The organism is Mesorhizobium temperatum, from assembly GCF_002284575.1.
Lineage (GTDB): Bacteria > Pseudomonadota > Alphaproteobacteria > Rhizobiales > Rhizobiaceae > Mesorhizobium > Mesorhizobium temperatum.
Genome location: NZ_NPKJ01000076.1, coordinates 158,156 through 179,033, shown reverse-complemented (window position 1 = coordinate 179,033; position 20,878 = coordinate 158,156). Strand labels below are relative to the sequence as shown.

Annotated in this window: 21 protein-coding genes; 5 read left to right on the top strand and 16 right to left on the bottom strand. The window is 62.0% G+C overall.

What is annotated here, in order from left to right; translation table 11 throughout:
* Positions 1–169: 169 nt before the first annotated feature.
* Complete coding sequence (locus CIT26_RS34460; RefSeq protein ID WP_095496717.1) at positions 170–1,849, top strand: electron transfer flavoprotein-ubiquinone oxidoreductase; 1,680 nt, start codon at positions 170–172, stop codon at positions 1,847–1,849.
* Between the two features lie 157 nt (positions 1,850–2,006).
* Here CIT26_RS34460 and CIT26_RS34455 read toward each other — a convergent pair whose 3' ends face one another.
* Positions 2,007–3,002 (bottom strand): catechol 2,3-dioxygenase, encoded by a 996-nt coding sequence (locus CIT26_RS34455; RefSeq protein WP_095496716.1) that lies wholly within the window; start codon positions 3,000–3,002, stop codon positions 2,007–2,009.
* A 26-nt stretch (positions 3,003–3,028) separates the two neighbouring features.
* Positions 3,029–3,442 carry a MoaF-related domain-containing protein gene (locus CIT26_RS34450; RefSeq protein ID WP_095496715.1) on the bottom strand — a complete coding sequence of 138 codons (414 nt, stop codon included), beginning with the start codon at positions 3,440–3,442 and terminating at the stop codon, positions 3,029–3,031.
* A 186-nt stretch (positions 3,443–3,628) separates the two neighbouring features.
* Between CIT26_RS34450 and CIT26_RS34445 the strand changes: the two genes are divergently transcribed.
* A complete protein-coding gene (locus CIT26_RS34445) occupies positions 3,629–4,681 on the top strand; it encodes a LacI family DNA-binding transcriptional regulator (protein WP_095496714.1) in 1,053 nt (350 codons plus the stop codon).
* 452 nt (positions 4,682–5,133) lie between these two features.
* Complete coding sequence (locus CIT26_RS34440; protein ID WP_095496713.1) at positions 5,134–5,739, top strand: DUF922 domain-containing protein; 606 nt, start codon at positions 5,134–5,136, stop codon at positions 5,737–5,739.
* Positions 5,740–5,743: 4 nt separating this feature from the next.
* Here CIT26_RS34440 and CIT26_RS34435 read toward each other — a convergent pair whose 3' ends face one another.
* The 5 genes from CIT26_RS34435 to CIT26_RS34420 all read right to left on the bottom strand — a co-directional run bounded on the left by CIT26_RS34435 (position 5,744) and on the right by CIT26_RS34420 (position 9,565).
* A complete protein-coding gene (locus CIT26_RS34435; RefSeq protein WP_095496712.1) occupies positions 5,744–6,820 on the bottom strand; it encodes an endonuclease/exonuclease/phosphatase family protein in 1,077 nt (358 codons plus the stop codon).
* A gap of 96 nt (positions 6,821–6,916) precedes the next feature.
* Entirely contained in the window at positions 6,917–8,377 is a 1,461-nt protein-coding gene (locus CIT26_RS34430; protein WP_245319667.1) for an AMP nucleosidase, read from the bottom strand.
* A gap of 150 nt (positions 8,378–8,527) precedes the next feature.
* Positions 8,528–8,722 (bottom strand): hypothetical protein, encoded by a 195-nt coding sequence (locus tag CIT26_RS34425; RefSeq protein WP_095496711.1) that lies wholly within the window; start codon positions 8,720–8,722, stop codon positions 8,528–8,530.
* Between the two features lie 35 nt (positions 8,723–8,757).
* On the bottom strand, positions 8,758–8,910 hold the full coding sequence (locus tag CIT26_RS36945) for a hypothetical protein (RefSeq protein WP_167391643.1): 153 nt from the start codon (positions 8,908–8,910) through the stop codon (positions 8,758–8,760).
* Between the two features lie 310 nt (positions 8,911–9,220).
* Positions 9,221–9,565, bottom strand: coding sequence for a DUF2147 domain-containing protein (locus tag CIT26_RS34420; protein ID WP_095496710.1), 345 nt, complete (start codon positions 9,563–9,565; stop codon positions 9,221–9,223).
* Positions 9,566–10,036: 471 nt separating this feature from the next.
* Between CIT26_RS34420 and CIT26_RS34415 the strand changes: the two genes are divergently transcribed.
* On the top strand, positions 10,037–10,303 hold the full coding sequence (locus CIT26_RS34415) for an SEL1-like repeat protein (protein ID WP_027152750.1): 267 nt from the start codon (positions 10,037–10,039) through the stop codon (positions 10,301–10,303).
* A gap of 479 nt (positions 10,304–10,782) precedes the next feature.
* Positions 10,783–11,904, top strand: a complete 1,122-nt coding sequence (locus CIT26_RS34410) for a branched-chain amino acid ABC transporter substrate-binding protein (RefSeq protein ID WP_095496709.1) — start codon at positions 10,783–10,785, stop codon at positions 11,902–11,904.
* 115 nt (positions 11,905–12,019) lie between these two features.
* On the opposite strand, the gene CIT26_RS34405 is transcribed toward CIT26_RS34410, so the two are convergent.
* The 9 genes from CIT26_RS34405 to CIT26_RS34360 all read right to left on the bottom strand — a co-directional run bounded on the left by CIT26_RS34405 (position 12,020) and on the right by CIT26_RS34360 (position 20,791).
* Positions 12,020–13,987: an acetyl/propionyl/methylcrotonyl-CoA carboxylase subunit alpha gene (locus tag CIT26_RS34405; RefSeq protein WP_095496708.1), complete on the bottom strand. Its 1,968-nt coding sequence runs from the start codon at positions 13,985–13,987 to the stop codon at positions 12,020–12,022.
* Positions 13,988–14,036: 49 nt separating this feature from the next.
* Positions 14,037–14,414, bottom strand: coding sequence for a hypothetical protein (locus tag CIT26_RS34400; protein ID WP_095496803.1), 378 nt, complete (start codon positions 14,412–14,414; stop codon positions 14,037–14,039).
* A 118-nt stretch (positions 14,415–14,532) separates the two neighbouring features.
* Positions 14,533–15,063, bottom strand: a complete 531-nt coding sequence (locus tag CIT26_RS34395) for an O-acetyl-ADP-ribose deacetylase (protein WP_095496707.1) — start codon at positions 15,061–15,063, stop codon at positions 14,533–14,535.
* Between the two features lies 1 nt (position 15,064).
* Positions 15,065–16,672, bottom strand: coding sequence for a carboxyl transferase domain-containing protein (locus CIT26_RS34390; RefSeq protein ID WP_095496706.1), 1,608 nt, complete (start codon positions 16,670–16,672; stop codon positions 15,065–15,067).
* A 4-nt stretch (positions 16,673–16,676) separates the two neighbouring features.
* On the bottom strand, positions 16,677–17,060 hold the full coding sequence (locus tag CIT26_RS34385) for a type II toxin-antitoxin system VapC family toxin (protein WP_095496705.1): 384 nt from the start codon (positions 17,058–17,060) through the stop codon (positions 16,677–16,679).
* Positions 17,057–17,449, bottom strand: coding sequence for an AbrB/MazE/SpoVT family DNA-binding domain-containing protein (locus CIT26_RS34380; RefSeq protein WP_095496704.1), 393 nt, complete (start codon positions 17,447–17,449; stop codon positions 17,057–17,059). Before CIT26_RS34380 ends, CIT26_RS34385 begins: the two co-directional genes overlap by 4 nt.
* An 87-nt stretch (positions 17,450–17,536) precedes the next feature.
* Complete coding sequence (locus tag CIT26_RS34375) at positions 17,537–18,700, bottom strand: isovaleryl-CoA dehydrogenase (RefSeq protein WP_095496703.1); 1,164 nt, start codon at positions 18,698–18,700, stop codon at positions 17,537–17,539.
* A 63-nt stretch (positions 18,701–18,763) separates the two neighbouring features.
* Positions 18,764–19,414, bottom strand: coding sequence for a TetR/AcrR family transcriptional regulator (locus tag CIT26_RS34370; protein ID WP_095496702.1), 651 nt, complete (start codon positions 19,412–19,414; stop codon positions 18,764–18,766).
* A 264-nt stretch (positions 19,415–19,678) separates the two neighbouring features.
* Complete coding sequence (locus CIT26_RS34360) at positions 19,679–20,791, bottom strand: pyridoxal phosphate-dependent aminotransferase (RefSeq protein WP_095496700.1); 1,113 nt, start codon at positions 20,789–20,791, stop codon at positions 19,679–19,681.
* Between the last annotated feature and the right edge of the window lie 87 nt (positions 20,792–20,878).

The following is a 20,878-nucleotide window of genomic DNA, read 5'->3' as shown; positions in this document are numbered from 1 at the left end:
CCGGGATCGATGTTCTGGTGGACCGCAAACCGCGATTTTGTAGTATGATGCGCGACTTTTTGACGAAATCGGCATTGTCACGTCAGCGCCGGTTTCACGTCGCGAATTGATGCGCTATGCAGCTGATAAGCCAGCAAGATGCGCAAATGCGGCAGCCAGTGAGAAGTTGATGAGCGAGATCGAACGCGAAAGCATGGAATTCGACGTGGTCATCGTCGGCGCCGGTCCGGCTGGCCTCGCCGCCGCGATCCGTCTCAAGCAGGTCAATCCCGAGCTTTCCGTCGTCGTCCTTGAAAAGGGCGGCGAAGTCGGCGCCCATATCCTGTCCGGTGCCGTCGTCGATCCGATCGGCATCGACCGGCTGCTGCCGGGCTGGCGTGACGAAGAGGGACATCCGTTCAAGACGCCGGTCACGGCAGACCATTTCCTGGTCCTCGGCCCCGCCGGTTCGTTCCGTCTGCCCAACATCCTGATGCCGCCGCTGATGAACAACCACGGCAACTTCATCGTTTCGCTCGGCAATGTCTGCCGCTGGCTGGCGACCAAGGCCGAGGCGCTGGGCGTCGAGATCTATCCGGGCTTTGCCGCCGTGGACCTCATTTACAGTGACGAGGGCGCGGTCACCGGCGTTATCACCGGCGATATGGGCGTCGAGAAGGACGGCACGCATGGCCCGAGCTTCGCGCCGGGCATGGCGCTGATGGGCAAATATGTGCTGATCGGCGAGGGCGCGCGCGGCTCGCTGGCCAAGCAGCTGATCGCCAAATACCATCTTTCCGACGGCCGCGAGCCCGGCAAATACGGTATCGGTCTCAAGGAGCTCTGGCAGGTCAAGCCGGAGAACCACCGGCCAGGCCTGGTCCAGCATTCCTTCGGCTGGCCGCTCGACATGAAGACCGGCGGCGGCTCCTTCCTCTACCATCTGGAGGACAACCAGGTGGCGGTCGGCTTCGTCATCCATCTCAACTATAAGAATCCCTATCTGTCACCTTTCGACGAGTTCCAGCGCTTCAAGACCCATCCGGCGATCAAGGGCACATTCGAGGGCGGCAAGCGGCTGGGTTATGGCGCCCGTGCCATCACCGAGGGCGGCTGGCAGTCGGTGCCGAAACTGTCCTTCCCCGGGGGCGCGCTGATTGGGTGTGCCGCCGGCTTCGTCAACGTGCCGCGCATCAAGGGCTCGCACAATGCCGTGCTCTCCGGAATGCTGGCGGCCGAGCACGTCGCCGAGGCGATCGGCGCCGGCCGCGCCAATGACGAACTGGCTTCTTACGAGGCGGCATGGCGGGCAACCGACATCGGCAAGGATTTGAAGAAGGTGCGCAACGTTAAGCCATTGTGGTCGCGCTTCGGCACCGCCATCGGCGTCGGCATTGGCGGCCTCGACATGTGGCTGAACACGCTGTTCGGCTTCTCGCCTTTCGGCACGCTGAAGCACGGCAAGGCCGATTATGCGACGCTGGAGCCGGCCGCCAAGCATAAGAAGATCGCCTATCCGAAGCCGGACGGCGTGCTCACCTTCGACCGCCTGTCCTCGGTGTTTCTCTCCAACACCAACCACGAGGAAAACGAGCCTGTCCACCTGCTGGTCGCGGATATGGATCTGCAGCAGCGTTCCGAACACGATGTCTATGCCGGGCCATCGACACGCTACTGCCCGGCCAGTGTCTACGAATGGGTCGACAAGGATGGCAACGCCGCCGCCGATCCCGAGGCGAAGGACGTGCGCTTCGTCATCAACGCGCAGAACTGCGTCCACTGCAAGACCTGCGACATCAAGGACCCGAACCGAAACATAACCTGGGTGCCGCCACAAGGTGGCGAAGGCCCAGTTTACCAGAACATGTAGCGTCAGATATTAGCTATTCCTAATTGACAGAACGAGTGGCAAGACTGCTGGCACATCTTGCACTCGACGTGGGATCGCGCGGTGCCGTGCCGAGCAGATCTGGCGAGCGTATTGAACGCTAGAAAATTGGCATTCTGTCTTCGCGCTAATACTGACTCTACGCCACGGCGGCGATGGTCGTACCCTCCACCGGCCGCGGCACCGGCGTTCCATAGACCCAGAAGGAATCCGGAACCGGAGAGCCGCTCCAGACCACGGCATCGGCGATCTTGGACGCCTCCCACACCACGGTTTTCCAGGCCGGATCGAAGATCATGTAGCCGGGATCGCCCATCACCTCGATGCGATTGCCCCCTGGTTCCAGCATGTACAGGAACGTTGCCCCGCCAATGCCGTGCCGGCCCGGCCCGTGCTCTATCGAAATGCCGGCTTCCCTTGCCAGCTCCGCCAGATCGAAGAGATGCTGCACCGAAATGTAGTGGAAACAGACGTGGTGGAAGCGTCCACGCATCTCCGTCGGCTCCGGGACGATTGCAATATCGTGCGAAAGGTTGGTCACGCTGAGCCAGCTCGCGATCGCCGACCCGTTGTCACCAACGACCCGCTCGCGCTCGCGAAAGCCTAGCACGTCAACCATGAAATCGCGGCAGGCGCCGGTGTTGGCGGCCATCAGGTTCAGGTGGTCGATGCGGCGAACCGGAATGCCGTTGAGCGGGCGTCTCTGCGGGCGATTAAGCAATTTCGTAGCCTGCCCCGGCGGTACGCTGACATAGTCGACGTCCCACAGCAGCTCCATCGAGTGCCCCCCGGGCGTTTCGAATCTGAAGGCGCGGCCATGGCCGGCATCACCGTCGATCCAGCCTCGCCCGAGGCCGGTCGCCTCTACCGCTGCGACTCGGCGCTCCAGCGCCTGCGGGCTGCGCGTCCGCCAAGCAACGTGCCCCAGTCCAGCGTGCTGTGCCTCGGTCACCTTCAGCGAGTGGTGATACTGCTCCTCATAGCCGCGCAGATAGACCGACTTGCCGCGCCGCTCGGTCTCTTGCATGCCCATTAAATCCATGAAGAAGCGTAACGTCCCATCGAGATCGGGCGTCAGCAATTCGACATGCGCGAGCTGGGCGACATCGAAGATTGGTTCGGAAAGGGTGTTCATGACGACACTCCTGAGGGTGAACGGGTCTATTTTGAGGGAAATGTACTCCTGTATTCGTCAAGTGGCCGCACAACAGTTCGCGTAGTTCGCGCGGCGCGGTGTGATACCCTGTCAGGCCGCCGGTACCGGCTGAATGACCCCTGCGCACAGAACAGTTGCCCGTCGGCCAGCCGCGCATAATTATGAACGACTTTGTTCTCGTGATCCTGAACCTGCACGACGAAGTTACCGCTCTGCTCCGTCCAGCTCATGATGAACAGATCAGGGCGGACGCCTGTCAGATCGCTCTTCACGACCTCATCGATCTGAGTAGCGCCGATCGTTGCCCGTACATGCAATTCTGTCGGCGACAGAACCGTGAGCCGCGGCACGAACGGGCCGAATGAACAGTCGAAAGTCTTCCCCACGAGCGATGTCGGGCCACCACTGGTCGCAGCCATCCTACTCTCCTTTGATGATTTAGCGCTCACACACCCAGATTGGGCACACGAGCCTTCGCTTTGGCACAGAATGCTTATAAAGCCGCTATTTATGCTAATTGGAGCGCTCCAATGCAAGATCTGCCTTTTATGATGACGAGTCAAGAATAACCTTGGAGCGCTCCAAAAAAGTGTTTAACTGAAGGAATGAATCATACCAAAACGCCGACCCTCACGGATGTCGGGAGAGTTGCCGGGGTCTCCCGCGGCACTGTCTCCAATGTCTTCAATCACCCGGACCTGGTGCGGTCCGACGTGCGCGAGCGCGTCGAAGCTGCGGCGCGCCAGCTTGGTTATGATGGTCCCGACCCTAGGGGGCGGGTACTGCGTAATGGCAAATTCAACGCCATCGGGTTTATGCCGCCGGGCGCCTATGCCATTGCCGACGTGATCAGAAGCCCATATGGACGAGAACTGGTGCTTGGCGTTTCGCTTGCGTGCGACGAGGCCGGGGCGACGCTGAGCCTAGTCAACGGTACGGAAGAAACGCGCACCTCTACCATCCGGGAGGCGTTGGTTGACGGCTTCATTTTGGGCCATAGCGTAGACATCGACCTGATCACCTCGGCGCAGCGCCGGCGCCTGCCATTTGTCATCCTCGAAAGCGATGCCGGCCCGGATATCAATTCGATCCGGATCGACGGCAGGAGCGGAGCGCTGATGGCTGTCGGGCACCTGGCTGCTCTCGGGCACCGGCATTTTGTGATCCTCTCCATCCGGCGCACATCCGGACCACCGATTGTCCACATGCCGGGCAAGGGCAAGCGTGCGATTACCGCGGGCTTTCAGCTCGACTATGAAAGGCTTGATGGCTTCGCCCAAGGCTTGGCGGAGGTCAATCTGTCAATCGATGATGTCCCGATCATCGAAACCACTCCTGGGGAGCCTTCGGCCGGAGCTGTCGTGTTCGATCGATTTCCAGAAGCAACGGCCATCCTGACCATGTCGGACTGGCAGGCAATCACCGTACTCGACGAAGCGGTTCGTCGCGGCATAAACATACCCGAGCACGTGTCGGTTGTGGGCTTCGATGGCACCGCGGAATCGGCACGCACCACGCCCCCACTCACCACTGTCGCGCACGACATCATCGGGAAGGGTCGCCTTGCTGCCCAGATGGTGAATGAAAACGGCCAGCCGAGGCAGATCATCATGTCGGTTGAACTGGTGGTCCGCGGATCGACGGGCCCGCCGCGTTGAGGAAATCCGCAAGGATCGCGATTGGCGCGCAACACGCCGCCCTGCCGAACGCATGACGCGTCGCCTCCTTTCCGTGCCGCAGGCGCTTAAGAGACGCCGCGTTTGCGCCAGCCAGCGGACCATCGGGAACTCGGTGTGTTGAGATTCAAGCCAGGCCGCGCCGACATGGTGGTTTCCGAGAACCGGAACGGAGCGTATGTTCGGGTACGAGAGCCCCGGAAGCGCAGGAAGTCCGCTTCTGGGTCGAGAGACGTTCCGGCCAGTTCAATGTGCGATGGAATGCGCCGCTGTGATGCGTAGATCAATGGAGCACAACGTCAGCGTGTGAAGTCCACCGGAACCGTCGACCAAAATGAAAGCAGGGGAAGGCCCGTTATATTTCTGGCATCTAAAAGAAGTTGAAGCGGCGCGGCGCTTGTGGTTCCTTTCCCTCCTGACCCGGAGAGATGACCATGCGCCTGGCGGTTCTGACGTGCCTTGTGGCTATTGGTGGCTTGTGCGGCTTCGCACCGTCGGCATCGGCTGACACGAAGGTGCTGGTCAAGACCCGAACCTACGACATATCAGGAACCACGGGCGCCGCCCTGATCGAGGCCATGGACCGGAAAGGTCCGAAGCGGCACGGCTTCATGACGCACGCCATCGCGCTGGCCGCCTATACGGTAAATTGGGACCTTGAGGTCACCAGAGAGGGTGGTGTCTGCCGGCTGCGGCAGGCCAATGGGACACTCGATCTCACCTACACCTTACCGCGCATGGTCTCAGCCGCGACGCCGGCGCTTCAGAAGCGCTGGAAGCGGTTTTTCGCGGGCGTTCGTGCCCACGAGCATAACCACGGCCGCATCGCCAGGACAATGATGCGGGCGACCGAGAAATCGATCACCGGACTGGAACTCGCCGACAACTGGGTTTGCAGCAAGACGCATCGCGAGGCGAGGCGCCGGATCAAGGCTGTCTATGCCGAATACGAGGCGAAACAGAACGCTTTCGACGCGCGCGAGCATCGCGCCGGCGGCCATGTCGAACGCCTCATCGGTGCCCTGTTGCGCAAGCAGTAGGCGCTCAGCTTCGCGTCCTGCCGTTCTGTGTCACCGATGCGGTTGCGGTTTCATGTTCGTCGACCGGCTTTTTCTGTTCCGGCCTGAGCGAGAATTCCACCATCAGCGGAAGATGGTCGGAGCCGGTGGCTTCCAGCCTCGACACCGAATGGATGAGAACCGCGCCCTTGCTGAAAACCTGGTCGATCGGCAGTCCGGCGAAGCGCAGGAAATCCGGCAGCTCGATATAGAGCCAGGTCGGTCCCGGCGAAGGCGCCACGGTCAGCTTGCCAAGACCTGCGACGCGCCGGACGGCGGCACTCCACGGCACTGCATTGCAGTCGCATGCCATGATCGATGTTTCGCCGAGCGAGGCGAACTCCCCCGACAATCCGCCGATCTGCCGTGACTGGTTGCGCGGCCATGGCCAGGTCAGGTGCATGGCGGCGACGTCGACGTCGGTTCCGCCGAAATCGACCGTCGCGACGGCCATCGCACCGCGGCCATCGCAGCGCGGTTGCGTGCCGGCGGCAAACGGCCGTCTGGACAGCAGCGCAACGCCGAACACGCCATTGGGGTAGGGGCAGAGGATCCGGTGGGGGTAGGCGCTGGCGAGATGGGCAAGCTTCGCCTTCCACATGTCGGACACCTCGTTGAGTGTGATCACATCAGGCTGGGTCCGGCCGATCAGCGACAGGACTTTTTCAGGCGTTGGATTGTTGAACCGCAGATTCATCTGCAGCAGGCGGTAGACCGCCTGGTCACCGGGGTAGACCGCCTGGTCACCGGGGACCGCCTGATCGCCGGCCTCTGCTTCGTAGGCTGCCTGGACCGGCCACAGGCGGGGCACCGACAGGGCGTTCGAGGTGGTGGCAAAGGCAGCCACCGCAAAGAGCAGCGCTGTGGCCGCCTCTAGGCGAAACGAGGTCGCGAGCAGCGGCAGCGCGCAAAGCCCCATCAGCACGGCTAGATGAGCGCGGAAATGAGCGAAGGAATCGAAGGCCGGATGCAGCGTTCCGAAAAACCCGGCCACCACCGCGACCGAGAAGACGAGCATTGCTACGAATGCTACCGACGCCATCATGTTTCGAACGCGTGCCATCTCGTTTGCTTATCGGCAGAAATGCAGCCCAAATCAAGATTACGAAATGCCCTGCCGCGCGGTTACCAAGGTCCGGTCGATGCAAGCCGATCGTTGCTACTGGAACGCCGTCTCCGAAAAGCTTCTGAGCTTGCGCGAATGCAACCGTTCCATCGGCATCTCGGCCAGCTTTTCCATCGCCCTGATGCCGATGGTCAAATGCTGTGCCACTTGCCGCTTGTAGAACTCGGTCGCCATGCCGGGCAGCTTCAATTCGCCATGCAGGGGCTTGTCCGAGACGCAAAGCAGGGTGCCGTAGGGCACGCGGAAACGGAAGCCATTGGCCGCGATCGTCGCCGATTCCATGTCGAGCGCAATCGCCCGTGACTGCGACAGCCGCTGCACCGGCCCCCGCTGGTCGCGCAACTCCCAGTTGCGGTTGTCGATGGTGGCGACGGTGCCGGTGCGCATGATGCGCTTGAGGTCGTAGCCGGAAAGGCCGGTGACTTCGGCGACCGCCTCTTGCAGCGCCACCTGGATTTCGGCCAGCGGGGGAATCGGCACCCAGACCGGAAGATCGTCGTCCAGAACATGATCCTCGCGCACATAGGCATGCGCCAGCACATAGTCGCCCAGCGCCTGAGTGTTACGCAGCCCGGCGCAATGGCCGAGCATCACCCAGGCATGCGGCCTGAGCACCGCGATGTGGTCGGTGATCGTCTTGGCATTGGAGGGGCCGACGCCGATATTGACCATCGTGATGCCGCCATGGTTCGGCTTCTTCAGATGATAGGCCGGCATCTGCGGCAAGCGCGGCGGCGCCACGCCATCGCTAGGCGCGCTTTGTCCAGCCTTGGTGACGACGTTTCCCGGCTCGACGAATTCGACGTATCCGCCGCCGCCATTCGCCATCAGCTTGTGCGCACGGGCGACGAATTCGTCGATGTAGAACTGGTAGTTGGTGAACAGCACGAAATTCTGGAAATGCTGCGGACTGGTAGCCGTGTAGTGCGACATCCGGTGCAGCGAGTAGTCGATACGTTGCGCTGTGAACGCCGCCAGCGGCCTGGCTTCGCCTAACGCCACTTCGAACGTGCCGTTGGCGATCTGGTCGTCGGTGCCGTCGAGGTCCGGCACGTCGAACAGGTCACGGATCGGCCGCCTGATGCGCTCGGCTGCCGCGCCGTCGACATGGGAGCCTTCCAGGAAGGCGAAATGCAGCGGGATTGGCGTCGTCGATTCCGAAACCGTGACCGGAACGCCGTGATTGCGCATGATCAGGCCAAGCTGTTCGGTAAGATAGCGTTCGAAAAGGGCAGGCTGGGTGATGGTGGTCGAGAAATGCCCAGGTGTCGGCATGTGGCCGTAAGCCTGCCGCGAGTCGATCTGGGTGAACGAAGTCGTGGTGACGCCGACCTCGGGATAGAAGGCCCGGTAGCGCTTGTTATTGTCGCCGCCTGCGGCGAGCGCCGTAAATGAATCGCGCAGGAATTTGGTGTGGCGATCGTAGAGGACCTGCAAGGCCGCGACGGCCTTTCCTGCATCATTGAAGCTCTGCCGGCCAAACGGCTCCGGCATCACGACTGAGTCTATGGCTTGGGGATAGATTCGCTTTTCCATAACCCAATATAGAGGCTTGGTCATGCGGTTGGGAGGGGGTGTGCCGGTTTGAACGCGACCGAAGCGCCGTTTTTTCTTTTTCAATGGTTTCGATGAAGGCCGATTGGCCTAGCCGCGCCGCAGGCTGATCAACAGCACAAAGCCGACGCCGGTCTTCTTCAACGCCGGCGCCTCGATCGTCGAGCCGGCATCGGCGCGCATCGAGGGCACGGCCAGAACCGGCGCTGCAAGAACCATCAGGATGAGCGTCGCCCGCGGCACAAGCCGAAGGGTCTTGAGGGCGTTGGCGACGATGCGGTTCATGGTGTGTTGCTTCTCTCTAAGGGTTTTTGTCGGCGTCAATGGCGAAGATGGCCCGGGCAACCGAACCGGCAGGAATTGGCCTGGTCCCAGGAGCGGGCTGGGCGGCCGGCCTCGGCAACGAGGATGGCGAACGACATGCCGAACAGGCTCATCAGCAGGCAGACGATGGTGAAGCGGCGGGCGAACATTGCGTGGTGTCTCCTTCAACACGCATGAGAATGCCCTGATGCAACTGAACCGGTTCTGATGCCGGCGTTCATCTGCGGTTCAAATTTATCGACGGAGGGTCGAGTGCCCGCCGCCACCGCGCCGTCGCCGGCCACGAGCGTCGCCGCAGTCTAGCTGCCGACCCCCAATCTTGCTGCCGACAAGGGCGGGTAAAATGCTGTTAGGGCGCTGAACGCGCGGCCCGCACGATTGATCCGTTGTCCCAAACAGACGGCGCAAACAAAAAGGGGCCTTCGCGGCCCCGTTTTCATTTTGTGGCAGCGGAAACGATCAGAGTTTGTGCCAGGTCTGGCTCCTGCAGATCAGCCCGCCGAGCACGCAGCCGCTCATCTTGAGCGAAGCGCCCGAGACCGAGGCCTTGCCCGAATAGGTCTTGTCGGTTTCCGGGTCGGTTATGGTGCCCGAATATTTGTTGGCGCCGGACACCTTGAACGAACCGATCCGCTTGCCGGCAAATTTGCCTGATTTGAGCGTGATGGAAAATGCACCGCCGCCGCCCGCAATGGCGGCAGTCGAACCGGCTTGCGTTTTCCAGTTGCCTTCGATCGGATCGGCGCAAGCCGCGCCGGCCATGATCAAGGTGGCCGCAAGGGCCATGCTGATTTTGCGAAACATGTTTCTCCTCCCTGTGGGCATCCGGCCGGGTGTTCCGCCCCGCCGGTCTGCCTTTTACGCAAACGTAAGCTAATTCACCTCCCGACAAAACAAAAGCGGTGCCGCTGCGGAAGACTTCAGGATTTTCCGGCCGCTAGAAGCGGTCTCATCGGTGGGAAATGAAACGTTCGCAACTCCGTCTTTGTCTCCCGTGGTTAGCGGAGTCTTGATCTTCGCCTCGCAAATTTTCGTCAAATTTGGTGCAAACCGGCGCAATTGCTGGCTTTGCATCCTTAACGAATTCTCGCGTTTACCTCTTGTTTTAGCTTTGTTTTCCTCAAATTAAGCACGCCACTTAACCGCGGATTCAAGCCTCCGGTTCATTCTCGAAAGCATCGAAAGAGCGGCCGCCCCAAGGGTTATCAACAGACACCAAGGGACAGAACGAGGCAGCTCTCGGGAGCCTGACAGGGGCTAGAACAGGGGATTGAAATGGCACGTTTTGAAATGCCTGAAGCCGGCTTCGGCGCCATGGGGGCAACTGCCCAGGCCGATATTCTTTTCGAATTGGGCATGATGTATGCGACCGGCCGCGATTGCGAGACCGATGTCGTCGCCGCCCACAAATGGTTCAACATCGCTGCGATCAAGGGCTCGGTCCGCGCCGCGGAACTGCGCTCGGAATTGTCGGCCGCCATGTCGAAGGTCGAGATCGCCAGGGCGCTGCGCGAAGCCCGCGAATGGATGACGATGCACTAAGTTGGCCCTGAGTTCATCAGGCCCGGAGTTCATTGGGTCTTGAGTTCATCGGGCACTGAGATCACCGACAGGGACGCTTCAGGTCAAGGCTGCTCAAGACGGCCGGACCGGCAAGAACAAGGCCGCGCAAGACGGTCGTACCTACAATGACAGGAACGCGGCAGGCCGGATACAGCCAAGCTGCGCGACGGACAGGGAAGGCGAGCGGTTTTCGGGCGCAGGAGCGTTCGAGATTGTTCGATCGACAAAGCCGCGACCGGCCGGAACAAGGCCGGCGCGGCTTTTGCGTTTTCGGACCATGATCCCAAAAAGTGGAAACCGGTTTTTGGAAGAAGATCATCGTCAAACAGAAAGGCTGCAGGCCCAATTGAGTGCCGCCGATGCGCCTAGACAGGCTTAGCGAAGGGTGAGATTCTCCCAGCCACTCTGGAAGAGGCGCGGCCGGGACGGCCGCGCGAGAGTGGAGGAGTTGTATCACCATGAAAAAGTTGGGTATTTTGAGCGCGGCCATAGTGGGCCTGGTGATGAGCGCGCCGGTTGCCTTCGCCGAAGACATCACCTTTTCGGTGGTCGGACCGATGACCGGACAGCTTGCCACCATCGGCGACCAGTTCAAGCAGGGCGCGCAAGCCGCCGCCGACGCGATCAACGCCGCTGGAGGTGTCGAAGGCCGCCAGATCAAGCTCGACGTCCAGGATGACCAGTGCGATCCGAAGCAGGCGGTTTCGGTCGCCAACCGCATCGTCGCCAACGGGGTCAAGTTCATCGATGGCCATGCCTGCTCGGGCTCGAGCATCCCGGCCTCGGCCGTCTATGCCGAAGCCGGTGCGCTGATGATGAGTCCGGCTTCGTCGAACCCAGAACTGACCGACGCGGCGGCGAAAGCCGGCTGGCCGACGATCATGCGCCTTTATACGCGCGACGATGCGCAGGGCGCCTTCATCGGTCCATGGATCGCCAAGAAATATGCCGGCAAGAACGTCGTCATCATGCATGACAAGAGCGCTTATGGGCAGGGCGTGGCCGACGCCGTCAAGGCGACGATGAACCAGAACGGTCTCAAAGAGATACTCTACGAGGGCATCAACGCCGGCGAAAAGGACTACTCGGCGCTTGTCACCAAGCTCAAGGAACTGAAGGCTGATGTGGTCTATTTCGGCGGCTACCACCCCGAGGCCGGCCTCATCCTGCGTCAGTCGGCGGAACAGAACCTCAAGTTCCAGCTGATCATGCCGGACTCGATTGCCACGCCGGAATTCTGGCAGGTTGCCGGCCCGGCCGGCGAAGGCACCATGTTCGTCTTCCCGTCGGATCCGCGGGCCAAGCCCGAAGCCAAGGAAGCCATCGAAAAGATCAAGGCGGGCGGCTTCGTGCCCGAGGGCTTTACGCTGTTCTCCTATGCCGTGATCCAGGCCTTTGCCGAGGGTATCAAGCGCGCCGGCAGCGACGACCCGGCCAAGGTTGCCGAAGCGTTGAAGAACGGCGAGCCGATCAGCACCGTCGTCGGCCCTGTCACTTTCGATGAAAAGGGCGACCTCAAGAACGTCAGCTACGACATCAACCAGTGGCACGACGGCAAATACGCGCCGATCCAGCCGTGATGGCTAGCGTCGCCTAGCGACTATCGGAGATGGCCGGGCAGACTCGGCCATTTTCATTTTGGGGGTGCGTCTGTGGCGCGTGCCCCTACATCGCCTCGTGGATTAAGGAGCAGCGTCAGCCGTGGGCTTCCTCGGCAAAACGCACCAGCACGGTCCCGTCGGTGACCTGCGCCCCCTCTGTGGCGATCTCGGCGATGGTCCCGTCATGGGTGGCGGAGATCGTATGCTCCATCTTCATCGCTTCCAGGATCAACAGCGGCTGGCCCTTGATGACGGCGTCGCCCTTGGCTGCACGCACCAGCTTGACCAGGCCCGGCATCGGCGCCCGCAGGCTGTCAGAACCGGCGGCGATCTCGTCGGCCCTTGTCAACGGGTCCGGCACGACAAAACTGTAGCCGACGGCGCCTTCGAAGACCGTGACATGGCCTGGCCAGCGGGCGAGTCGAGGGGCGGCGCGAAGATCAAGCGGATTGGCGCTGTTATAAGGTGCGTCCAGTGCCACTTGGAAGCGCCCGTCCGGCGGCAGTACCGACACTAGCGCGACGATCTCGTCCTCGCCGTAGCGCAGTCGCGTGCGCCGCGGAACAGTGTGGAAATGCGCATAACCGGCAAGCGACGACCACGGGTCGTCTGTCGGCGCCTGAGCCCCGGCGCCGGATGCCGCAAGCGCGGCTGCGGCGACGATCTCATTGCTCGGCGGCGGCACCGCGGTCAGCGCTTGCTGATGCCTGCCGATCAGGCCGGTATCGACATCGCCTGCCGAAAAATCCGCGTCAGCGGCAAGAGCAGCGAGAAAGGCGGTGTTGACGGTCGAGCCGGCGATCTCGGTCTGCGAAAGGGCTATGCCCAGTGCTTCGACCGCCGCCTGCCTGCCCTTGCCGTGCACGATCAGCTTGGCGATCATTGGATCGTAGAAGGGCGAGATGGCATCACCGGCCCGCACGCCGGTCTCGATCCGCATACTGGCGCCCTCGGGCGCGGTATCCGGAAATTTCAGGTGATGCAACGTGCCCGTCGCCGGCAAAAAACCCTTTGCCGCGTCCTCGGCATAAATGCGCGCTTCGAAGGCATGGCCGGAAAGCGTGATCTCGCTCTGCGTCTTCGGCAGTTTTTCGCCGGACGCCACCCGCAACTGCCACTCGACCAGATCGGTACCGGTAACCATTTCGGTGACCGGGTGCTCGACCTGCAGGCGGGTGTTCATTTCCATGAACCAGAAGCGGTCGGCCTTCAGCCCTTGCGAGGCATCGACGATGAACTCGATCGTGCCGGCGCCGGAATAGTTGATCGCCTTGGCGGCCTTCACCGCCGCCTCCGTCATCGCCTTGCGAAATGCCGGCGTCATGCCGGGGGCGGGGGCTTCCTCGATCACCTTCTGATGGCGGCGCTGTGCCGAGCAGTCGCGCTCGTAGAGATGCACGACATTGCCGAAGATATCTCCGAATACCTGAACCTCGATGTGGCGCGGCTTATCGATATATTTCTCGACCAGCACGCGGTCGTCGCCGAAAGCGGCCTTGGCCTCGCGCCGCGCACCCGACAGCGCCTCGGAAAAGTCGTCGGGGTGTTCGACGCGCCGCATGCCCTTGCCGCCCCCACCGGCGCGCGCCTTGATCAGGACGGGATAGCCGATCTCGCGTGCCTTGGAGGCGAGCAGCACGATCTCCTGCGCCTCGCCGTGATAGCCCGGCACAACCGGCACGCCGGCCTTCTCCATCAGCCGCTTGGCCGCGTCCTTCAGCCCCATGGCGCGGATCGAGGCGGCCGACGGGCCGATGAAGACGAGCCCCGCCGCCGTCACCTGGTCAACGAAATCAGGGTTTTCCGACAGAAAACCATAGCCCGGATGGATGGCTTCCGCACCGGTGGCCAAAGCCGCCGCGACAATCTTGTCGCCGCGCAGATAGCTATCGCCAACAGGCGAGGCGCCGATATGCACCGCCTCGTCGGTCATCTCGACATGCAGGGCCCCGGCGTCGGCGTCGGAATAGACGGCAACGCTATGTACGCCCAGCTTGCGCGCCGTGCGGATCACCCGGCAAGCGATCTCGCCGCGGTTGGCGATCAGGATTTTGGCGAACATGGAACCTCCCGGATTTTCCGCAGGCGGTGCCAGTCAGCCAGGCGACTGACTATTTGGAAAGCGCGATCTGACAGCCGCCGCTCGCAAGCCTGACTTTCCACTTTTTCAAGCCTGACTGACAGTTCCGCAGCGCCAAATCTTCCGCCGCCTTTTGCGACGGTGCGTTCAGCCGCGCGCCGCAAATGATGTAGATGTCGACGACGCGCGAATAAAAGGTCGTTGCATAGGCTGAATGGCCGCTGGCCGCCACATAGGCGTTGTACGACTTGGTACACGGATCCTTCGGGTTTCCAGCCAAAGTCGGGTAGAAACGGATGTCGCCTTTGTTGCCCGCCAGTGATTCCGCTGCGCTGCTGCCTGGAGCAGCTAATATAAGAAGCCCTGCAAGTATCGATACAGTAGTTTTCTGAGAAAGTCGCAGTCTCATCTTCGCCCCATCCCCATGGAAATTGCAAATCAGCAATAGCCGCAATTTTTCCGTGTGGCCAGTTCGATGTTTGAAAATGAGCCTGAAGGGTGTGGATGGGATTTCTCATCGGGACAGGTCACGCTCCCGCCAGGCGCAGCAACGCCTGCTGGTATAGTTCCGCCGTCTGTTGGTCGAAGCAGCAGAAGATGACGGTTTCCGGAACCGCGTTGTGGCTGATAAAGGCGCTCACTGTGCCAACTGCGATCTGGGTCGCCTGGTCTTTTGGATACCGGTATACACCGGTCGAGATCGCCGGGAATGCCACGGTCCGGCAATCCTTGGCGGCGGCGAGTTCGAGCGACCGGCGATAGCAGGAGCCCAACAACTCGGCTTCGCCCTTGCCGCCGCCCTGCCAGACCGGACCAACCGTGTGGATGACGTAGCGTGCCGGCAGCCTGTAGCCTTTGGTGAGTTTTGCGTCGCCGACCTTGCAGCCATTGAGTGTTCGGCATTCGGCCAGAAGCTCGGGACCGGCTGCACGATGGATGGCGCCGTCGACGCCTCCGCCACCCAGAAGTGACGTGTTGGCGGCGTTGACGATGGCATCGACCGCCAGCTTGGTAATGTCGCCGATATGAACGCGAATCCTCTGATTGATTTCGCCCATCTCACATCCTGAACACGCCGAACCTTGTTTCCTCGATCTCGGCGTTCAACGCGGCTGAAAGGCTGAGCGCCAGCACCTCGCGCGTCTTGGCCGGGTCAATGATGCCGTCATCCCATAGCCGGGCGGAGGAATAGAGCGGGTGGCCTTCATGCTCGTATTTCATCAGGATCGGCTTCTTGAATTTTGCCTCCTCCTCGGCGCTCCATTCCCCGCCCTTGCGCTCGATCCCCTCGCGCTTGACGACGGCCAGCACGGTGGCCGCCTGCTCGCCACCCATCACCGAAATGCGGGCATTCGGCCACATCCACAGGAAGCGTGGCGAATAGGCGCGTCCGCACATGCCGTAATTGCCGGCGCCGAACGAGCCGCCGATGATCACGGTTACCTTTGGCACCCGGGCCGTGGCGACGGCCATCACCAGCTTGGCGCCATCCTTGGCGATGCCGCCGGCCTCGTATTTTCGCCCCACCATGAAGCCGGTGATGTTTTGCAGGAAGATCAGCGGGATCTTGCGCTGGCAGCACAGTTCGATGAAATGCGCGCCCTTGAGCGCGCTTTCGGAGAACAGCACGCCGTTGTTGGCGATGATGCCGACCGGCATGCCGTTGAGATGGGCAAAGCCGGTGACCAGCGTGGTGCCGTAATTCTGCTTGAACTCGTCGAAGTCGGAGCCGTCGACGATGCGGGCGATCACTTCACGGACGTCATAGGGCTGGCGCAGATCGGTCGGCACGATTCCGTAGAGCTCATCGGCTGCATGAAGCGGCGCAATCGGATCTTGAAGTGCCAGCCCGATCTGCTTCTTTCGATTCAGGTTCTTGACGATGCGGCGGGCGATCGCCAGCGCATGCTCGTCGTCCAGCGCAAAATGGTCGGCAACCCCGGAAAGCCGCGTGTGGACGTCGGCGCCGCCCAGTTCCTCCGCGCTGACATCCTCGCCGGTGGCGGCCTTCACCAGCGGCGGGCCGCCAAGGAAGATGGTCGCCTGGTTGCGCACCATGATCGTCTCGTCCGACATCGCCGGCACATAGGCGCCGCCTGCCGTGCATGAGCCCATGACGCAGGCGACCTGCGGTATGCCTGCGGCCGACATGTTGGCCTGGTTGTAGAAGATGCGGCCGAAATGGTCGCGGTCAGGAAACACCTCGTCCTGGTTGGGCAGATTGGCGCCGCCGCTGTCGACCAGATAGATGCAAGGCAGTTTGTTCTGCAGCGCGATTTCCTGGGCGCGCAGATGCTTCTTCACTGTCAGCGGATAATAGGTGCCGCCCTTCACCGTGGCGTCGTTGACGACGACCATGACTTCGGTGCCTTCGACACGGCCGATACCGGCGATGATGCCGGCCGACGAGATGTCTTCGCCATACATTGACCACGCCGCGAACTGGCCGATCTCGAGGAATGGCGAACCGGTGTCGAGCAACTGGGCGAGGCGCTCGCGCGGCAAGAGCTTGCCGCGGCTCTGGTGCCGTTCACGCGCTTCCTCCGAGCCGCCGCGCTCGACGGTTGCCGCCTTTTCCGCAATGTCGGCGACCAGCGCCCGCATGCGCGCGGCATTGGCGCGGAAGGTGTCGGAGGCGGGCGAGATCTGCGAGGTGAGGGTGGGCATGGCGCTACCGGATCAGTTCGATCTTGCAGCCGATATCCAGGTCGCCCCAGTCACGGTCGGCGGTAACGGCAATGGCGTTCTCGCGAATTGCCAGCGCCAGGCAGGCGCGAACGCCCAGCGACAAGCCGCGATGCCGCGTCAGCTCGCGAATCTGACCGGCGACGATGCCCATCATTTCGTCGAAAACAGCGACCGGCATGCCCAGGCTGGCGAGGTCATCAGCGGCCTCCTCCATGCTGCGTCCCCTGTCGATCAGCTTAGCGATGACTTCAGCCGCATTGACGGAGCTGCATTGCGCGTCCGGCGCGAAACCCAAGGCAATGTCGGTGCCTTTCTCGTTGAGCAGGATCGCAAGCGCCGCCGAGCTGTCCATGACGTAGGGTTTCACTTCGCTCCCTTTCTCGCCGTTCCTTCGGCATGCAGCCGGTCGAAACGCTTGTCGCTTCGGCGCTGTTCTTCCCGCCGCTCCTTCAGAAATTCGTCGACGACACTTTCCTCAGGCTTTTTCAACGCTGACAATTCGGCCTGGACGCGCCTGAGATTCCGAAGCCACGACCTTACCCGCAACTCGCCGTTTTCGACATGAAGGATCAAGTCTTCACCAGGCTTCACGCCCATCTCCTCGCGCATCGCAGCCGGGATAACGAAGCGCCCGCCCTCGCCAAGTCGGACGCGCTCGCGTTTCGCTGGAGCCCGGAGCTGTGTTTTCCGAGCGCTGGCATCGAATTGCGCCTGCGAATTCTCGTCAAACCCAGCCTTTTCGGTTCCGTTCGCCATAGTCTGCCTCGTTCCCGAAATGTGGCACATGTTGGTTAATATGGCACAATCGGCTATTCATGGCAAAGATTCAAAAAAAGGGGGCCACTATATCGCCTCCGCCATGATTTCCCGCCCAATCAGCCAGCGGCGGATTTCGCTGGTGCCGGCGCCGATCTCATAGAGCTTGGCGTCGCGCAGAAGCCGGCCGGTCGGATAGTCGTTGATGTAGCCATTGCCGCCCAGCAGTTGGATGGCGTCGAGCGCCATCTGCGTCGCCTTCTCGGCAGCGAACAGCACGCAAGCGGCGGCGTCCTTGCGGCTCGTCTGGCCGCGGTCGCAAGCGGCGGCTACGGCATAGATGTAGGCGCGCGCGGCATTCATCGTCGTATACATGTCGGCGAGTTTGCCTTGCACCAGCTGGAACTCGCCGATCGGCTGGCCGAACTGCTTGCGTTCGTGCACATAGGGGACCGCCACATCGAGGCACGCCGCCATCAGCCCGATCGGGCCGCCGGCGAGCACGGTGCGCTCGTAGTCGAGGCCCGACATCAGCACTTCGACACCGCGCCCTTCCTCATGCAGCACATTGTCGAACGGCACCTCGACGTTCTCGAACACAAGTTCGCCGGTGTTGGAGCCGCGCATCCCGAGCTTGTCGAGCTTTTGCTCGACGGAAAACCCGGCAAAATCCCTTTCGACGATGAAGGCGGTGATGCCGCGCGAATGGAACGCCGGATCGGTCTTGGCATAGACGACCAGCGTCGCGGCGTCCGGGCCGTTGGTGATCCACATCTTGGTGCCGTTGAGCACGTAGTGGTCGTTGCGCTTTTCGGCACGCAGCTTCAACGACACGACGTCGGAGCCGGCGCCGGATTCCGACATTGCCAGCGCGCCGACCTTTTCGCCGGCACACAGCGCAGGCAGATATTTCTCCTTCTGCGCCGGGGTTGCCCAGCGATTGATCTGGTTGACACAGAGGTTGGAATGAGCGCCGTAGGAGAGGCCGACCGATGCCGAGGCGCGGGAAATTTCTTCCATCGCGACGACATGCGCGAGATAGCCCATGCCGGTGCCGCCGAAATCCGGATCGGCGGTGATGCCGAGCAGGCCGAGCCCACCGAGCTCGGCCCACAGATGCGCCGGGAATTCATTTGAGCGGTCGATCTCGGCGGCGATCGGCGCGATCTTTTCCTGGGCGAAGCGCCGCACCAGGTCGCGCAGCGCCTCGATGTCTTCGTCAAGCCCGAAGCTAAGTGTGTGCGTGTACATGCCGTTCCTCCCGCCGCATGCCCCGAAATCGAATTCGATTTTCGCGAAGGATCATGCGCAAATTCAAAGTGCTACAGCGTCGTTTGCTCGCCCGGCGCTGTAGGACGTTGTCGCGCCATGGGCCTTTGCTCCAACCAGGCGCATCGTCATTGAAAGATATGTGGCGGTTACCTCCGAGATCGATAGCCGCTCGCCCGGCCGGAACCAGACGATGACGCCGGTCATCATCTGGATCAGCGCCATGGCAGTCAGCCCCGTGTCTTCGACGTCGAAGACGCCGGCTTCTGCGCCATCGCGCAGAATGGCGCGCAGCTCCTTTTCATAGGTCGTGCGCAGCTTGAGGATCTGCGTCAGGCGATCATGCGACAGGCTGCGCAATTCCATGTTCGAGACATGAGTGGAGTGGCGGCGTTCGATGTGGAAGGCGATGTGGTTTTCGACATAGGCGGCGAGCCGCGTCGCCGGATCGGCCACGACGGGGCGCGCCGCATTCCATGCCTCAATCAGCCCTTCCATGTGCTCGCGCATCAGCGTGAACAAGAGGTCTTCTTTGGTTGGAAAATAGCGATAGAGCGCCGCGGCCTGCACGCCGACCTCGGCGGCCAGTTGGCGCATCGACATTGCCTCGTAGCCAAGACGCGCGATCAGGCTGACCGCCGCCTCGCGGACCGCAGCTTCGGTCTTTTCCCCGTCGGAACCGGTCGTGCGCGCCATTGTTTACCTCTTCGAGAGAGGCGCAATAATAAAACGAACGTTCAATTAATTCAAGGGATGTGGATCGAACGTTCCGGCAGGCGAGACGGCGCAAGCGCGCGGCTCTTCCTTCTCCCCTTGTGGGAGAAGGTGGCTTCGCGAAGCGAGGTCGGATGAGGGGTGTTCCAGCTTGGCACCGCCGGCACTCCGTCCAACACCCCTCAACCGTCTCGGCGCTACGCGCCGATCCACCTTCTCCCACAAGGGGAGAAGGAAGAGCGCTATTCAGCTCCCCCGTGCCGCCGCCAGCGCGCCCGGCAATTCCTCGGCAAAAATGTCGAGCTCGTGGTCGAGGCCGACGCTGACCCTGATGCAACGGTCGAGCACCGGCACCATCGGCTTGCGGATGAACACATCGCGCGACAAAAGCGCCTGCAGCACCTTCAGCGCGAAGACGCCGTCGCCGCCGCAGTCCAGGGTGACGAAATTGGTCGCCGAGGGCAGCGGCTTCAGCCCATTCGCCTCGGCTATTTCAGCGATGCGCCGGCGGCCGGAAGCGACCCGCGCCACCACGCTTTTGAGATAGTCCTGATCGGCCAGCGCCTCGACGCCGGCGATCTGCGCCATGCGGCTGACGCCGTAATGGTTGCGGATCTTCTCGAAATCGCGGATCACCTGGGCGTCGGCCACCGCATAGCCGCAGCGGATGCCGGCCAGCCCGTAGGCTTTTGAGAAGGTGCGCATGCGGATGACGTTCGGCCGTGACACGTCGATCGGCGGCAGCGCCGACGCGGGGCCCAATTCGCCATAGGCCTCGTCGAGCACCAGCATGGTGGTCTCCGGCAGGGCTTCGATGAAGCGGATGAGTTCGGCCGCCTCCCACCAGCTGCCCATCGGATTGTCCGGATTGGACAGATAGACCAGCGGCGCCGTCTCCCTGGCGACCGCGGCCAACAGGCCGTCCAGGCTTTCCCGGTCGTTCTCGTAGGGAACCGCGACCAGCCGGCCGCCGACGCCGGCAATATGGAAATTGAAGGTCGGATAGGCGCCGAGCGAGGTGACCACCGCGTCGCCCGGCGCCACATACATGCGCGCCACCAGGCTGAGCAACCCGTCTATGCCTTCGCCGATCACCACGTTTTCGGCACCAACGCCAAGATGCGCAGCGACAGCCAGCTTCAAATCGTGATTGTCGGGGTCGCAATACATCCACATGTCGCCGGTGATGCCGGCCATGCGGGCGACGACACGCGGCGAGGGCCCGAAGCTGCTCTCATTGGCGCCGATGCGGGCGCGAAACGCGCGACCGCGGTCACGTTCCTGCGCCTCCGGGCCGACAAACGGCACCGTCGAGGGGAGCGCGCTGATGATTGGCGTGAGGGGAGGGCGCTGGCGCATGGCAAAGGCTCGTCGAAAAGGGCCTTCTTGCTAGCGCGGCATAGTTGGCCGCGCAAGCTCCCGCTTTGACCGCAACCAGCGTGCTGG

Coding starts and splice junctions, on each gene's coding strand:
- CIT26_RS34460 (WP_095496717.1), top strand. CDS start 170: ATGAGCGAGATCGAACGCGAAAGCATGGAATTCGACGTGGTCATCGTC.
- CIT26_RS34455 (WP_095496716.1), bottom strand. CDS start 3,002: ATGAACACCCTTTCCGAACCAATCTTCGATGTCGCCCAGCTCGCGCAT.
- CIT26_RS34450 (WP_095496715.1), bottom strand. CDS start 3,442: ATGGCTGCGACCAGTGGTGGCCCGACATCGCTCGTGGGGAAGACTTTC.
- CIT26_RS34445 (WP_095496714.1), top strand. CDS start 3,629: ATGAATCATACCAAAACGCCGACCCTCACGGATGTCGGGAGAGTTGCC.
- CIT26_RS34440 (WP_095496713.1), top strand. CDS start 5,134: ATGCGCCTGGCGGTTCTGACGTGCCTTGTGGCTATTGGTGGCTTGTGC.
- CIT26_RS34435 (WP_095496712.1), bottom strand. CDS start 6,820: ATGGCACGCGTTCGAAACATGATGGCGTCGGTAGCATTCGTAGCAATG.
- CIT26_RS34430 (WP_245319667.1), bottom strand. CDS start 8,377: ATGCCGGAGCCGTTTGGCCGGCAGAGCTTCAATGATGCAGGAAAGGCC.
- CIT26_RS34425 (WP_095496711.1), bottom strand. CDS start 8,722: ATGAACCGCATCGTCGCCAACGCCCTCAAGACCCTTCGGCTTGTGCCG.
- CIT26_RS36945 (WP_167391643.1), bottom strand. CDS start 8,910: ATGTTCGCCCGCCGCTTCACCATCGTCTGCCTGCTGATGAGCCTGTTC.
- CIT26_RS34420 (WP_095496710.1), bottom strand. CDS start 9,565: ATGTTTCGCAAAATCAGCATGGCCCTTGCGGCCACCTTGATCATGGCC.
- CIT26_RS34415 (WP_027152750.1), top strand. CDS start 10,037: ATGGCACGTTTTGAAATGCCTGAAGCCGGCTTCGGCGCCATGGGGGCA.
- CIT26_RS34410 (WP_095496709.1), top strand. CDS start 10,783: ATGAAAAAGTTGGGTATTTTGAGCGCGGCCATAGTGGGCCTGGTGATG.
- CIT26_RS34405 (WP_095496708.1), bottom strand. CDS start 13,987: ATGTTCGCCAAAATCCTGATCGCCAACCGCGGCGAGATCGCTTGCCGG.
- CIT26_RS34400 (WP_095496803.1), bottom strand. CDS start 14,414: ATGAGACTGCGACTTTCTCAGAAAACTACTGTATCGATACTTGCAGGG.
- CIT26_RS34395 (WP_095496707.1), bottom strand. CDS start 15,063: ATGGGCGAAATCAATCAGAGGATTCGCGTTCATATCGGCGACATTACC.
- CIT26_RS34390 (WP_095496706.1), bottom strand. CDS start 16,672: ATGCCCACCCTCACCTCGCAGATCTCGCCCGCCTCCGACACCTTCCGC.
- CIT26_RS34380 (WP_095496704.1), bottom strand. CDS start 17,449: ATGGCGAACGGAACCGAAAAGGCTGGGTTTGACGAGAATTCGCAGGCG.
- CIT26_RS34375 (WP_095496703.1), bottom strand. CDS start 18,700: ATGTACACGCACACACTTAGCTTCGGGCTTGACGAAGACATCGAGGCG.
- CIT26_RS34370 (WP_095496702.1), bottom strand. CDS start 19,414: ATGGCGCGCACGACCGGTTCCGACGGGGAAAAGACCGAAGCTGCGGTC.
- CIT26_RS34360 (WP_095496700.1), bottom strand. CDS start 20,791: ATGCGCCAGCGCCCTCCCCTCACGCCAATCATCAGCGCGCTCCCCTCG.